Origin of the sequence: Curtobacterium poinsettiae (assembly GCF_025677645.1) — a bacterium.
Lineage (GTDB): Bacteria > Actinomycetota > Actinomycetes > Actinomycetales > Microbacteriaceae > Curtobacterium > Curtobacterium poinsettiae_A.
The window spans coordinates 2,071,251-2,085,163 of the sequence record NZ_CP106879.1; the positions used below are offsets into that span (position 1 = coordinate 2,071,251).

Sequence of the window (13,913 nt, forward strand, 5' to 3'; positions counted from 1 at the left end):
GGGCTCGTCAGATGACAACGTCACTCGTCGGCCAACCGACCCAGACCTCGTCGCCGGACTTCCAGGCGTCGAAGGTGGGTCGGAAGGGCAACATCGTCGTCCGGTGGATCACCTCCACCGACCACAAGACCATCGGGTACATGTACCTGATCGCGTCGTTCGTCTTCTTCCTGCTCGCAGGTGTGATGGCGCTCGTGATCCGTGCCCAGCTCTTCGAACCCGGCCTGCACGTGGTCGCGACGAAGGAGCAGTACAACCAGCTGTTCACGATGCACGGCACGATCATGCTGCTGATGTTCGCGACGCCGCTGTTCTCCGGCTTCGCGAACGCGATCATGCCGCTCCAGATCGGCGCGCCCGACGTCGCCTTCCCGCGACTCAACGGCTTCGCCTTCTGGCTCTACCTGTTCGGCTCGCTCATCGCGGTCGGTGGCTTCCTCACCCCGCAGGGCGCCGCCTCGTTCGGGTGGTTCGCCTACGCGCCACTGAGTGACACGACGTTCACACCGGGGCTCGGCGGCACACTCTGGGTCTTCGGGCTCGGCATGACCGGCTTCTCGACGATCCTCGGCGCGGTGAACTTCATCACCACGATCATCACGATGCGTGCCCCGGGTCTGACCATGTTCCGCATGTCGATCTTCACCTGGAACACCCTCGTGACGGCGCTCCTCGTCCTGATGGCCTTCCCGGTCCTCGCGACGGCGCTCTTCGGCCTCGGTCTCGACCGCGTCTTCGACGCGCAGATCTTCAACCCGGCCAACGGCGGGGCCCTGCTCTGGCAGCACCTGTTCTGGTTCTTCGGGCACCCCGAGGTCTACATCATCGCGCTGCCGTTCTTCGGCATCGTCTCCGAGGTCTTCCCGGTGTTCAGCCGCAAGCCGATCTTCGGGTACAAGACCCTGGTCTACGCGACCATCTCCATCGCGGCCCTCTCGGTCACGGTGTGGGCGCACCACATGTACGTCACGGGTGGCGTCCTGCTCCCGTGGTTCTCGCTCATGACGATGCTGATCGCGGTTCCGACCGGCGTGAAGATCTTCAACTGGGTCGGCACCATGTGGCGCGGGTCGGTGACCTTCGAGACCCCGCTCCTCTGGGCGCTCGGCTTCCTGATCACCTTCACGTTCGGTGGTCTCACCGGCGTGATCCTGGCGTCGCCGCCGCTCGACTTCCACGTGTCGGACTCGTACTTCGTCGTGGCGCACTTCCACTACGTCGTCTTCGGCACGGTCGTGTTCGCGATGTTCTCCGGCTTCTACTTCTGGTGGCCGAAGTGGACCGGCAAGATGCTCAACGAGCGCCTCGGCAAGATCCACTTCTGGCTCCTGTTCATCGGGTTCCACACCACGTTCCTCATCCAGCACTGGCTGGGCGTCATCGGGATGCCGCGTCGCTACGCGACCTACCTGCCGAACGACGGCTTCACCTGGATGAACCAGCTGTCGACGATCGGCTCGATGATCCTCGCGATCTCGTTCCTGCCGTTCATCTTCAACGTCTACGTGACCGCCCGGAACGCACCCAAGGTCGCCGTGAACGACCCGTGGGGCTACGGCCGTTCGCTCGAGTGGGCGACCTCCTGCCCGCCGCCGCGTCACAACTTCACGTCGATCCCGCGCATCCGTTCGGAGTCCCCGGCCTTCGACCTGAACCACCCCGAGGCCGGTGTGCCGATCGGTGTCGGTCCCGCGAAGGACGCCCCCGATGCCCCGACCTACGACGCCGCGAAGGGCGAGGTGAAGTAAGGCCATGCGCGCGAACACCAACCTGTTCTGGATCCTCTTCGGGTTCTTCATCCTGGCGGACGCCGCCTACACCACGTGGGCGATGATCTACTACGGCGAGCCCGAGTGGGTGGGCACCGTGGCGATCGGCCTGACGGGCCTGATGTCGGCGTTCATCGCCTTCTACCTCGGCAAGGTCATGTCGTCCCAGGGCGGGGTACTGCCCGAGGACCGTCCCGACGCCAACATCGAGGACGGCGACGCCGAGCTCGGGCACTTCAGCCCGTGGTCCTGGTGGCCGATCCTGTTGGCCGCCGCCGTCGGCGTCTGCTTCCTGGGCGTCGCAGCCGGCCTGTGGATCGTCCCGATCGGGCTCGTCCTCGTGGCGATCACCCTGGTCGGCTGGGTCTACGAGTACTACCGCGGCAACTTCGGGCACTGACCCGGCGCTGCAGCACACCTGACACTTCGGGCGGCACCAGAACGGTGCCGCCCGAAGTGCGTCCGGGGGATCGATCCCCGGTTCGGATCCGGAACAAACGGGCCCGCCCGCGACTTGACTGGAGCGGACCTCCCACCACAGCGAAAGGAGTCACCTCAGGTGACCGACAAGCGCACCCTCATCATCTTCGGCGCGACGGGCGACCTCGCCTCCCGCCTGCTCCTGCCGGGCCTCGGCACGTTCCTGCAGAGCGGCCGCGCCGTCCCCGTGCAGTTGATCGGCACGGGCCGCAGTGAGCGCACCCCCGAGAAGTGGAAGGACATCGTCACGCAGTCCTTCGCGTCGCAGGACGTCAAGGGGCCGGAGGTCGACGCGACCATCGAGTCGACCCAGTTCATCCAGGGCGACCCCACCGACCCGAAGCACCTCGAGGCCCTCCTGGCCGCGGCCGACTCCGAGCCGATCCTGTACTTCGCCCTCCCGCCGCAGATCGCCTCCGACATCTGCGAGGCGCTCGAGCACGTCGAGCTGCCCGAGGGCACGACCCTGGCGTTCGAGAAGCCCTTCGGCACCGACGTCGCCAGCGCGCGGGCCCTCAACGAGACGGTGCTCAAGCTCGTCCCCGAGGAGCGCGTCCACCGCACGGACCACTTCCTCGGCCGCACCACGGTGTTGAACATCATCGGTCTGCGCTTCGCGAACCGCCTGTTCGAGCCGATCTGGAACGCCGAGAACATCGAGAAGGTCGACATCTTCTACGACGAGACCCTCGGTCTCGAGAACCGCGCGCAGTACTACGACGAGGCCGGCGCGATGGTCGACATGATCCAGTCGCACCTGCTGCAGATCCTCGGCATCGTGACGATGGACGCTCCTGCCGACATCGACTCCGTCGAGTTCCGCTCGTCCCTCGCCCGTGTGCTCCGTTCGACCGAGCTCAAGGGCGGCGACCCGAAGGTCGCGTCCCGTCGTGCCGTCTACACGGCCGGCACCATCGACGGCAAGGAACTGCCCTCGTACCAGGACGAGGACGGCGTCGACAAGTCGCGCGCCACCGAGACGCTCGCCGAGATCTCGGTCGAGGTGGACACCGCCCGCTGGAAGGGCGTCCCCTTCACCCTCCGCTCCGGCAAGGCCCTCGGTGCCAGCCGCAAGGAGGTCCTGATCACCTTCAAGCCGGTGACGCGCCTGCCGTCCGGCCTGTCCGGTCGCCCGAAGACGGACACGCTCCGCATCGTCCTGAACCCGGACGAGATCGAGCTGACGGTCTCGGCGAACGGCGGCGGCAACCCCTTCGAGATGGGGCAGGTCACCCTGTCCTCGTCGTTCGCGGACGGCGAGCTGACCCCGTACGGCGAGGTGCTCAACGGCATCTTCCACGACGACCCGCTGCTGTCCATCCGCGGTGACGTCGCCGAGCGTTGCTGGGAGATCGTGGAGCCGGTCGTCGCCGCCTGGAAGGCCGACGAGGTCCCGCTCGAGGAGTACCGCGCCGGTTCGCGCGGCCCGGCGGACTGGGAGTCGTCGTCCTGACGGACGCGCTGCCGACGTCCTGAACGGACGCCCTGACGGACGGGAGGCCCGGTGCCAGCTGGCACCGGGCCTCCCGTCCGTCGTGGGGTCGGTGCAGAGCACCGCACGGCGCGTCAGGCGGGGGAGCCGGCGCGCTCACCCTCGCCCGTCCACGACCGCGTGCCGCCGTCGTGGACGGGCAACCGCGTGCGGTGCCCGACGGTCGCGCCACGGGCGCGCTCGATGGCGTCCGCTGCCGACACGAGGGTCAGGTGCGACAGCACCTGCGGGGTGTTGCCGATGTGGTGTCCGGTGGCGACGTCGATCTCCTCGGAGAGCATGCCGACGTCGTTCGCGTACCCGACGAGGACGTCCATCAGGTGCTCGGCGTCCTCGACCCGGCCGGAGGCGGCGTACTGCTCGACCAACCAGAACGAGCAGGCCAGGAACGGGTGTTCGGCACCGGACAGCCCGTCGAAGCCGGCGGTCGTACGGTAGCGGAGCACGAGGCCGTCGGCGCCGACGCGCAGGTCCTCCTCGATCGCGCGCACGGTGCCCGTCATCCGGGGGTCGTCGGCGCGACAGAACCCGACCTGCGGCAGGACGAGCAGACTCGCGTCGACCTCGTCGGTGTCGTAGTGCTGGCGGAACGAACCGCGCTCGGCGTTCCAGCCGTGCTCCTCGATCTCGGCGCGGACGGTGTCGCGGAGGGTGCGCCAGCGGTCGACCGGTCCCTCGAGGCCGAACTCCTCGACCGCTGCGACCCCGCGGTCGAACGCGGCCCAGATCATCACCCGCGAGTGCGTGAAGCTGCGCCGCGGGCCGCGCATCTCCCAGATGCCGTTGTCCGGCTCCTGCCAGTGCTCCTCGACGTAGCCGAGCAGCGCCCGCTGCAGCGCCCAGGAGTCGGCGTTCTCCTCGACCCCGAGCTCGCGTGCGTCGTGCAGCGCCGCGAGCACCTCGCCGAAGACGTCGCCCTGGTACTGCGTCGAGGCGCCGTTGCCGACCCGCACGGGCGTCGACCCGAGGTACCCGGGCAGCTCGGGTAGTTCGCGTTCGGGGAGCTCGCGTTCGCCGGCGATGCCGTACATGATCTGCACGTCGGCGGGGTCGCCGGCGATCGCGCGCAGCAGCCAGCCCCGCCAGTGCGTGGCCTCGTCGCGGTAGCCGTGGGCGATGAGCGAGGCGAGCGCGAGGGAGGCGTCGCGCAGCCACACGTACCGGTAGTCCCAGTTGCGTTCGCCGCCCGGGTCCTCCGGCAGGCCCGTGGTCGCGGCGGCGACGACGCCACCGGTGTCGCCGTGGGTCATCGCGCGGAGGAACACCAGCGACCGTCGAGCGGCGGAGGCGTAGCGACCGGGGGTCCGTGCGGGAGCGGTCCACGACGTCCACCACGAGATGGTGTGCGTGAGGGCCGCGTCGACGTCGAGCGGCTCGGGTGGTTCGCGGTGCGACGGGTACCAGGTGAGCACCGTGTCGAGCACGTCGCCGTCGTGGATCGTCGTGACGGCGGTGTGCCGGTGGTCATCGGCTCGGAACCGCGGCCCACGGACGATCACCGAGCCGGGACCGGCCGTCGCGAGCAGCGCCGGTTCGACCTCGTCCCCGATCTGCCGGATCCACGGCAGGGCCCGCGAGTAGTCGAACCGGATCCGGAGCGTCTGCCGGAGCTCGACGCTGCCGCGGAGCCCACGCACCCGCCGGACGATCGAGGGCCGGTGCGCGCCGACGGGCATGAACTCGGTGACCTCGACCACGCCGTCGCGGGTGGTCCAGACGGTCGAGAGCACGAGGGTGTCGCCGTGGTAGTGCCACTGTGCGGTGGCGTCGTCGTCGACGGGCCGCAGGGTCCAGTGCCCGTGGTCTTCGGTGCCGAGCAGCGACGCGAAGGTGGACGGGCTGTCGAAGCGCGGCAGGCACGCCCAGTCGATGGTCCCGTCACGGCCGACCAGGGCAGCGGTGCCGGTGTCGCCGATCAGGGCGTGGTCCTCGATGCGGTTCGGCGGTGTGTGCGGTGCAGCTGTGTGCGGTGCAGCTGTGGGCGGTGCGGCCGGCTCGGTGCTCATGGACCGATCGAACACCCGATGCCCGAGCGCCGCGGGCAGCGTCGGGGGCTCTGACCCGAGATCGTGATGAAGGGTCGCTCAGGCCGGGTCGGAGGCGTCGGACTCGATGATTCCGACCCGCGCGAGCTCGCTCCACAGGCCGGCGCCGTCCGGTGCGTACACCCAGGGCGCCGACGAGTCACGGGAGCGTTCCTGTGCACGTGATCGACCGCCGGCCAGGACCGCCTCGCTCGTGGACAGCTGCCGGATGGCGACGCCCGCGACGTTGTCCGGGTGCTCGCGCGAGAAGTCGCCGTAGAGGCTCTCGTCGTGCTGTCCGTCGTCGCCGACCAGGAGCCATCGGATGTCCGGGAAGTCCTTCGCGAGCCGCCGGAGGTTCTCCTGCTTGTGCAGCTGGCCGCTGCGGAAGAACCGGTCGTGTGTGGGGCCCCAGTCGGTGAGCAGGAGCGTGCCGGACGGGTACATGTTGCGCGACAGGAAGCGCTGCAGCGTCGGGGCGACGTTCCACGCCCCGGTCGACAGGTAGACCGTCGGGGAACCGGGGTGCTGCGCGAGGATCCGCTCGTACAGCACGGACATGCCCGGCACCGGGCGGCGGGCGTGCTCGGTCAGGACGAACGAGTTCCAGGCGGCGAGCATGGGCCGGGGGAGCGAGGTCACCATGACGGTGTCGTCGATGTCGGACAACAGCCCGAAGCGGGTGTCCGGGTGGACGACGAACACGTCGGCCTCGACGTCGCGTCCACCGCCTGCCGACAGCCGCACCGTGCGCCAGCCGGGCTCGAGGTCGATCGGGACGATGGTGTCGACGACGCCGCCACGGTCGGTCTCCACCACGTGGGAGACCCCGCCGGCGGTGACGGTGACCTCGGCGTGGTCGACGGCGACGCTCGTGAAGCTCTTCCAGCCGCGGACGCCCGCGTAGGAGACGTCGGAGGCGAGCCCCCGGCGCGTTAGCAGCACACGGCACAGGATGCGCACCCAACCGGGCGCGCCGTAACCGGTGTACGGGACCACCGTGGGGACGAGTCCGCGACGGCGTGCACGGTGCTCGCGGAACTCCTGGACGGCGTCCTCGATGCGGGCCGCGCGGTGCAGGAGCGGCTCGGCCAACGACGGCTCGTGGGGCGTCGGGTCGGGCATGGCGTCATCATCCCATGTGCGCCTGACGAAACCCGCGCGCTCCGCGGAACTGGTGAGTCGCAGCCACGTTCCAGGCGCGTTCTGCGAAAGTTGTCCCCGTCACACCAACCAACCGCGCTGGAGCGCAAGAGGAGAACACGTGCTCGTCACCGAGGTAACGAACGCTCTGCCGGGGGGATCATCACTGCTCAGGAACGAGCCGGTCCAAGCCCGCAGTTCGGCGCGCCTCGCCGGCCTCCTCGACGCCGCAGCCGCGGTGATCGACGAGATCGGGTTCGAACGGCTCACGACCGCCATGGTGGCCGAGCGCGCGGGGGCGTCGATCGGCACCGTCTACCGGTACTTCCCGGACCGCATCGCCGTGGTCGAGGCACTCGCGATCCGCTGCACCCAGCGGCTGGCCTCGCGCTTCGTCGAGGCGCTCGACGCCAGCGGCGCCGAGATCTGGCAGGACGCCAACGACGCGCTCATCGACCTGACCGCCGAGATGTACCGCACCGAGCCCGGCTTCCGAGCCATCCGCTTCGGCGACCCGGCGGACACCGGTACGGGCGACGCCGAGGACCGCATGGGGGCGCTGGGTGCGACCGTCGGCCAGATCATGCGCGACCGCTTCGGTCTCCCGGACGACGAGCGCATCACCCGCGCCTGGGTCGTCCTCGCCGAGTCCGGTCACGCGGTGCTGGCGCGGGCGCACCGCGACCGCGAGCACCCCGACACGGAGCTGATCGAGGAGTACCGCCGGATGAACCGTGCGCACCTGGAATCGGTGATCGCCGCGTCCTGACGATCCGGTCGGCCCAGCGCGACACGCCGGGAACCGAACCGACCCGCCCGCGCCTCCGAACACCGAGGCGCGGGCGTCGTCGTCCCCGCTGGATCGCGCCGCGTCGGTGGTGACCCCGGAGCGGCCGGTGGTCCGAAACCCGTCACGCGGCGACGCGACCGAACCGATGTCGGAACCCCCGGGTACTCTCATCCGGAGTCGGGCTACCTCCGAACAGAAGGGCACCCCATGATCGAGTTCCGCTCGGTGCGCAAGACCTACCCGGACGGCACGACTGCGGTCGAGCACTTCGATCTGGTCATCCCGTCCCGGACCACCACCGTCTTCGTCGGATCCAGCGGCTGTGGCAAGACCACGCTGCTCCGCATGATCAACCGCATGGTCGACCCCACCTCCGGGACCGTCGAGATCGACGGTTCCGACGTCGCCGGGATCAACCCCGTCGAGCTCCGTCGCCACATCGGGTACGTCATGCAGAACTCCGGACTCCTGCCGCACCGGAAGGTCGTCGACAACATCGCGACCGTCCCGCTGCTGACCGGCGTCTCCAAGGCCGATGCGCGCGAGCGCGCCCTCGCGCTCATGGACACCGTCGGCCTCGACCGCGCCTTCGCCGACCGCTACCCCTCGCAGCTCTCCGGCGGCCAGCAGCAGCGCGTCGGTGTGGCCCGCGGGTTGGCCGTCGACCCGAACATCCTGCTCATGGACGAGCCGTTCGGTGCGGTCGACCCGTTGGTGCGCAACGACCTGCAGGACGAGCTCATCCGCCTGCAGCGTGAACTCGGCAAGACCGTCGTGTTCGTGACGCACGACATCGACGAAGCGTTCAAGCTCGGCGACCAGGTCGTCATCCTCAAGAAGGGCGGCGAGATCGCCCAGCAGGGGACGCCGGCCGAGATCCTCGCCGCACCGGCCGACGACTTCGTCGCCACGTTCATCGGCGCCGGTCGCGGGCGCCGCGCGCTCCGTGTCGAGCAGACCCCGACCGGTCCGATCGTCGTCGACGGTGACGGCCGCGCCGCCGGTGTGCTGACGGGCCCGGTCGGGGTCGTCGACGCCGCCGCGGCCGTGCCGCAGTCCGACGCCCGAGCAGCAGAGGCCGGAGCGTCCCACGACGCACCGGGTGCTCCGGCGCAGGGTGGGGGCACCCGGTGAAGTGGGTGCTGGCGAACCTCGACACGATCTGGGACAACACGCTGTCCCACCTCGCGATCGCGATCCCGCCGATCATCGTCGCGTTCCTGCTGTCGATCCCGATCGGGTGGCTGGTGGTCCGGCTCCAACGCCCCGGTGGGTCGCGCTTCGCGTCGGGTGTGGGTAGCAGCATCGTCACCCTCGCCGGCCTGCTGTACGCCATCCCGTCGCTCGCCCTGTTCGTCGCGCTCCCGAGCATCATCGGCACCGGTCTGCAGAGCCCGGTCAACGTCGTCATCGGCCTGACCCTGTACGGCCTCGCGCTGATGGTCCGGTCAACGGTCGACGGCCTGACCTCGGTCGACGCCGAGACCAAGTCCGCCTCGACCGCCATGGGCTACTCGCCGGCGCAGCGGTTCTTCCGGGTCGAGCTCCCGCTCGCCGGCCCGGTCCTGCTCGCCGGGCTCCGAGTGGTCTCGGTGTCCACGATCTCGCTCACCACCGTCGGCGCGGTCCTCGGCATCCCGAGTCTGGGGTTGTTGTTCACCGACGGCCTGGGGCGTGGGATCTACGAGGAGATCCTCTCCGGCATCGTCATGGTGCTCGTGCTCGCCTTCGCGTTGGACGGCCTCCTCGTGCTGCTCGGGCGGCTGGTGATGCCGTGGACCCGGACGAACTCGGTGTCGCGTCGCCAGGCCCGCCGGGTCCTGCAAGCAGCGGAGGTCTCCTCGTGATCATCGGTCAGGCCTTCGCGTGGGTGTTCGACCCCGCGAACTACGGCAGCTTCAACGCCATCCCCGCGCGACTCTGGGAACACGTCTGGATCACCCTGCTCGCGGTGCTCATCGCCTCGGTGATCGCCGTGCCCGTCGGGTACGCCATCGGGCACACGCGTCGAGCCCGTGGGTTCGCGATCGCGGTGTCGGGCGGTGTCCGAGCGCTCCCGACGCTCGGTGTGCTCTCGCTCTTCGCCCTGCTGCTGGGGATCGGTCTGCAGGCACCCCTGCTCGCGCTCGTCGTGCTGGCGATCCCGTCGGTCCTGGCCGGCGCGTACTCCGGTGTCGAGTCCGTCGACCCCGGCGTCGTCGACGCCGCGAAGGCCCAGGGCATGACCGGCTGGCAGATCCTGTGGAAGGTCGAGATCCCGCTCGGGCTGCCGCTGCTGATCGGCGGGATCCGCGCCGCGGTGCTGCAGGTCGTCGCCACGGCGACACTCGCCGCCTACGTCGGCGCCGGTGGCCTCGGCGGCTACTTCTTCCTCGGGCTGAAGACCCAGGACTACGCCGAGATGCTCGGCGCCTCCATCCTCGTGATCGCGCTCGCGATCGCGTTCGAGATCGTGTTCGCCGTGCTGCAGCGGGCGGCGGTGCCGAAGGGCACCGCGGACCCGTCGGCTCGACAGCGCCAGGGGTCGCGCGAGCGAGCCCGCAATCCCCTCCCGGAAGGAAATCCCTCGTGATCACAGCACCCAAGATCCGCGCCGGCGTCGCCGCCGCGATGGCGTTGGGCGTCGCAGCCGCCCTGGCCGGCTGCGCGTCGAGCGACCCGCTCGACAGCGGGTCCAGCGGCTCGTCCGACTCGAAGACCATCGTCGTCGGCTCGCAGCAGTACTACTCCAACGAGATCATCGCAGAGCTCTACGCCCAGGTCCTCGAGAAGGACGGCTTCGACGTGAAGCGCAACTTCAACATCGGGCAGCGCGAGGTCTACATCCCGCAGCTCGAGAAGGGCGCGATCGACGTGATGCCGGAGTACAGCGGCAACCTGCTGCAGTACTTCGACAAGAACTCGGACGCGAAGACCGCCGAGCAGATCGACGACGGGCTCGACAAGGCCCTGCCGAAGGGCCTCCGCGTCCTCGACGAGGCCGACGCGACCGACCAGGACAGCTACACCGTCACGAAGAAGTTCTCCGAGGACAACGACGTCACGAGCCTGGCCGAACTGAAGAACGTCGACGAGAAGCTCACCATGGGCGCGAACTCCGAGAACCAGACGCGTCCCTACGGCCCGAAGGGACTCAAGTCGGTCTACGGCGTCGACGTCGACTTCAAGGCGATCGAGGACTCCGGTGGGGCGCTCACCGTCAAGGCGCTCAAGGACGGCACCGTCCAGATGGCCGACATCTACACGGCCGACCCGAGCATCAAGGCGAACGACTTCGTCACGCTGGAGGACCCGGAGAACCTGATCCTCCCGCAGAACGTCATCCCGGTCGTCTCCGACAAGGTCGACGAGAAGGCGGCCGACGCGATCGACTCGGTCAACGAGAAGCTCACGACGGATGCCCTGATCGAGCTCAACACCAAGAGCACGGCCGACAAGGAGAAGGCGTCCACCATCGCCGAGGACTGGCTCGAGGCCGAGGGTCTGCTGTAACCACTGCACCGCCACTGCACCTCGCAGTTGAGCGACAGGCGTCGGGTATCCACCCGGCGCCTGTCGTCGTTCACGGGGCGGCCGATGCGAACATCCGTGCCGCACGGTTGTGCCGTGCAGAGCGCTTGCACGTTTGTGCACGTACCGGTTCTACAAGTTGTCGAAGTGGAGTCCGAGGCGATAGCGTTGGGGTGTCCCAAGGGCTGTGACACCTGATGTATCCGTTCCACAGGAAGCAACTGACGTGCACGAACAGCGCGCGGCCACCCGTCTCGGAATCGCCGCATGAACGACCTCCTCGATCCGCTCCTCCTGTCGCGGTGGCAGTTCGGTCTGACGACCATCTACCACTTCCTCTTCGTCCCGCTGACGATCGGCATGGCAGCCGTGGTGGCCGTGTTCCAGACCGCCTGGTACCGGACCGGCCGCGCGCACTACCTGCAGCTGACGCGGTTCTTCGGGCGGATCTTCCTGATCAACTTCGCCATGGGTGTCGTGACGGGCATCGTGCAGGAGTTCCAGTTCGGCATGAACTGGTCGAACTACTCACGTTTCGTCGGTGACGTCTTCGGTGCACCGCTCGCGCTCGAGGGGATCCTGGCGTTCTTCTTCGAGGCGGCCTTCATCGGCATCTGGATCTTCGGCTGGGACCGCCTGCCCAAGGGCCTGCACCTGGCGAGCATCTGGTGCGTCTGCGCGGGCACGATCATGTCGGCGTACTTCATCATCGCCGCGAACGCGTTCATGCAGCACCCGGTCGGCTTCGCGATGAACGAGGCAAAGGGCCGTGCGGAGCTCACCGACATCTGGGCCGTGCTCGGCAACAAGGTCGCCCTGGCCGCCTTCCCGCACACGCTCTTCGCCTGCTTCATGGTCGCCGCGGCGGTCATCATCTCGGTCGCGGCCTACCACCTGGCCCGCAACCAGAACCTCGAGACGATGATGCCGGCGCTCAAGTTCGGCATGTGGACGATGCTCGCGGCGGGGGCGCTGACCGTCCTGACCGGCGACCAGCTCGGACTGACGATGGTCGACACGCAGCCGATGAAGATGGCGGCGGCCGAGGCGCTGTACAACACCGCGACCGGCAAGGACGCCTCGTTCTCGATCTTCACGCTCGGCACCCCCGACGGCGTGCACGAGCTGTTCTCGATCCGGGTGCCGTACCTGCTGTCGTTCCTGTCGACGCACACGTTCAACGGCACGGTCGAGGGCATCAACGACCTGCAGGCGCAGTACACGCAGGTGTACGGCCCCGGCGACTACAAGCCGATCATCTGGGTCACCTACTGGTCGTTCCGCTGGATGATCGCCCTCGGTGTCGGCGCGGTCATGGTCTCGCTGGTCGGGCTGTGGCTGACCCGCAAGGGCCGGTTCCCGACGCAGCGCTGGGTGTGGCGCATCGCCACCTGGACGGTGCCGCTGCCGATGGCCGCGATGATCGTCGGCTGGGTCTTCACCGAGATGGGCCGCCAGCCGTGGCTCGTGTTCGGGCTGCTCCGGACGAAGGACGGTGTGTCGCCGAACGTGACCGGACTCGAGGTCCTCATCTCGCTGCTGGTCTTCACCCTGATCTACGGCTCGCTGGCCGTCGTCGAGTTCAAGCTCATCAAGAAGGTCGCGCAAGAGGGGCCCGCCGACCCGGACGAGGTCGACGAGGAGACCGGCGAGGTCAAGCACGAAGTGACGGTCTACTAGAAATGGACGCTGCCTGATGGATCTCCCCGTTCTCTGGTTCGCGATCGTCGGCGTCTTCTTCGTCGGCTACTTCGTCCTCGACGGATTCGACTTCGGTGTCGGTATGTCCCTGCCGTTCCTCGGCAAGGACGACACCGACCGTCGGGTCCTGATCAACACCATCGGCCCGGTCTGGGACCTCAACGAGACCTGGGTCATCGTCGCCGGGGCCTGCCTGTTCGCGGCGTTCCCGGAGTGGTACGCCACGATGTTCTCCGGGTTCTACCTGGCGCTGCTGCTCATCCTCGCTGCACTCATCGTCCGAGGGGTGTCGTTCGAGTACCGGCACCAGAACAAGCACCTCGCGTGGAAGCGCCGCTTCGACCTCATGATCATCGTCGGCAGCGCCGTGCCGTCGTTCCTGTGGGGCGTCGCGTTCGGCAACGTCGTCCGTGGCGTCCCGATGGACGCCGGGCACAACTTCACCGGCACGATCTTCGACCTGCTCAACCCGTTCGCGCTGCTGACCGGTGTCGCGACGCTGCTGGTCTTCTTCACCCACGGGGTCGTCTTCGTCGCGCTGAAGACCGAGGGCGAGATCCGCGTCCGCGCCAAGCGCCTGGCGACCCGGGCCGGCATCGTCACGATCGTGGTCGGCGCCGTGTTCCTGGTGTCGATGGCCTTCGTCCGGGCCACCCCGGCCTCGTTGGTGCTCTCCGTGGTCGCCGCCCTGGCCCTGGTGCTCGCGGTGCTCTGCAACGCCTGGGGCAAGGAGGGGCGTGCCTTCACCCTGATGGCGATCACCATCGCCGCGATCGTGCTCGCGATGTTCACGGCGATCTTCCCCGACGTCATGCCGGCTTCGAACGACGTCGCGAACAGCCTGAACGTGTACAACGCCTCGTCCGGGTCGTACACGCTGACCGTGATGAGCTGGGTCGCGCTGATCTTCGTGCCCCTGGTCTTCGCGTACCAGGCCTGGACCTACTGGGTGTTCCGCAAGCGCGTCTCCCGCGCCCAGGTCACCGCGGCCGCGCACTAGGCGG

Annotated in this window: 12 protein-coding genes; 10 read left to right on the forward strand and 2 right to left on the reverse strand. The window is 68.6% G+C overall.

The window, feature by feature from the left end; genetic code table 11:
* Nucleotides 1-11 precede the first annotated feature (11 nt).
* The 3 genes from ctaD (at nt 12) to OE229_RS09945 (ending at nt 3,702) form a co-directional block, all read left to right on the forward strand.
* The gene (ctaD, locus tag OE229_RS09935; RefSeq protein ID WP_247737832.1) at nt 12-1,748 is read left to right on the forward strand and encodes an aa3-type cytochrome oxidase subunit I; all 1,737 of its coding nucleotides are present in this window, start codon (nt 12-14) and stop codon (nt 1,746-1,748) included.
* A 4-nt stretch (nt 1,749-1,752) separates the two neighbouring features.
* Nucleotides 1,753-2,169 (forward strand): cytochrome c oxidase subunit 4, encoded by a 417-nt coding sequence (locus OE229_RS09940; RefSeq protein WP_182066670.1) that lies wholly within the window; start codon nt 1,753-1,755, stop codon nt 2,167-2,169.
* A 159-nt stretch (nt 2,170-2,328) separates the two neighbouring features.
* Entirely contained in the window at nt 2,329-3,702 is a 1,374-nt protein-coding gene (locus OE229_RS09945) for a glucose-6-phosphate dehydrogenase (RefSeq protein ID WP_262137777.1), read from the forward strand.
* A 113-nt stretch (nt 3,703-3,815) separates the two neighbouring features.
* Here OE229_RS09945 and OE229_RS09950 read toward each other — a convergent pair whose 3' ends face one another.
* Nucleotides 3,816-5,747, reverse strand: coding sequence for a glycoside hydrolase family 15 protein (locus OE229_RS09950; RefSeq protein ID WP_262137779.1), 1,932 nt, complete (start codon nt 5,745-5,747; stop codon nt 3,816-3,818).
* A gap of 78 nt (nt 5,748-5,825) precedes the next feature.
* Nucleotides 5,826-6,890 carry an App1 family protein gene (locus tag OE229_RS09955; protein ID WP_182066667.1) on the reverse strand — a complete coding sequence of 355 codons (1,065 nt, stop codon included), beginning with the start codon at nt 6,888-6,890 and terminating at the stop codon, nt 5,826-5,828.
* A gap of 139 nt (nt 6,891-7,029) precedes the next feature.
* On the opposite strand from OE229_RS09955, the gene OE229_RS09960 reads away from it, so the two are divergent.
* The 7 genes from OE229_RS09960 (at nt 7,030) to cydB (ending at nt 13,909) form a co-directional block, all read left to right on the forward strand.
* Nucleotides 7,030-7,677, forward strand: a complete 648-nt coding sequence (locus tag OE229_RS09960) for a TetR/AcrR family transcriptional regulator (protein ID WP_182066666.1) — start codon at nt 7,030-7,032, stop codon at nt 7,675-7,677.
* Nucleotides 7,678-7,905: 228 nt separating this feature from the next.
* Complete coding sequence (locus OE229_RS09965; RefSeq protein WP_182066665.1) at nt 7,906-8,832, forward strand: ABC transporter ATP-binding protein; 927 nt, start codon at nt 7,906-7,908, stop codon at nt 8,830-8,832.
* Nucleotides 8,829-9,545 carry an ABC transporter permease gene (locus tag OE229_RS09970; protein ID WP_182066664.1) on the forward strand — a complete coding sequence of 239 codons (717 nt, stop codon included), beginning with the start codon at nt 8,829-8,831 and terminating at the stop codon, nt 9,543-9,545. Before OE229_RS09965 ends, OE229_RS09970 begins: the two co-directional genes overlap by 4 nt.
* Nucleotides 9,542-10,270: an ABC transporter permease gene (locus OE229_RS09975; RefSeq protein ID WP_182066663.1), complete on the forward strand. Its 729-nt coding sequence runs from the start codon at nt 9,542-9,544 to the stop codon at nt 10,268-10,270. Before OE229_RS09970 ends, OE229_RS09975 begins: the two co-directional genes overlap by 4 nt.
* On the forward strand, nt 10,267-11,190 hold the full coding sequence (locus OE229_RS09980; protein ID WP_182066662.1) for an ABC transporter substrate-binding protein: 924 nt from the start codon (nt 10,267-10,269) through the stop codon (nt 11,188-11,190). The genes OE229_RS09975 and OE229_RS09980 overlap by 4 nt, the downstream gene beginning before the upstream one ends.
* A 285-nt stretch (nt 11,191-11,475) precedes the next feature.
* Nucleotides 11,476-12,888 carry a cytochrome ubiquinol oxidase subunit I gene (locus OE229_RS09985; protein ID WP_262137784.1) on the forward strand — a complete coding sequence of 471 codons (1,413 nt, stop codon included), beginning with the start codon at nt 11,476-11,478 and terminating at the stop codon, nt 12,886-12,888.
* A 16-nt stretch (nt 12,889-12,904) separates the two neighbouring features.
* The gene (gene cydB / locus OE229_RS09990) at nt 12,905-13,909 is read left to right on the forward strand and encodes a cytochrome d ubiquinol oxidase subunit II (protein ID WP_259577551.1); all 1,005 of its coding nucleotides are present in this window, start codon (nt 12,905-12,907) and stop codon (nt 13,907-13,909) included.
* Nucleotides 13,910-13,913: the final 4 nt, after the last annotated feature.

Excerpts from the sequence above, each read along its gene's own strand:
- OE229_RS09940 (WP_182066670.1), top strand. The coding sequence starts at position 1,753 with ATGCGCGCGAACACCAACCTGTTCTGGATCCTCTTCGGGTTCTTCATC.
- OE229_RS09965 (WP_182066665.1), top strand. The coding sequence starts at position 7,906 with ATGATCGAGTTCCGCTCGGTGCGCAAGACCTACCCGGACGGCACGACT.
- OE229_RS09985 (WP_262137784.1), top strand. The coding sequence starts at position 11,476 with ATGAACGACCTCCTCGATCCGCTCCTCCTGTCGCGGTGGCAGTTCGGT.
- ctaD (WP_247737832.1), top strand. The coding sequence starts at position 12 with ATGACAACGTCACTCGTCGGCCAACCGACCCAGACCTCGTCGCCGGAC.
- cydB (WP_259577551.1), top strand. The coding sequence starts at position 12,905 with ATGGATCTCCCCGTTCTCTGGTTCGCGATCGTCGGCGTCTTCTTCGTC.
- OE229_RS09955 (WP_182066667.1), bottom strand. The coding sequence starts at position 6,890 with ATGCCCGACCCGACGCCCCACGAGCCGTCGTTGGCCGAGCCGCTCCTG.
- OE229_RS09950 (WP_262137779.1), bottom strand. The coding sequence starts at position 5,747 with ATGAGCACCGAGCCGGCCGCACCGCCCACAGCTGCACCGCACACAGCT.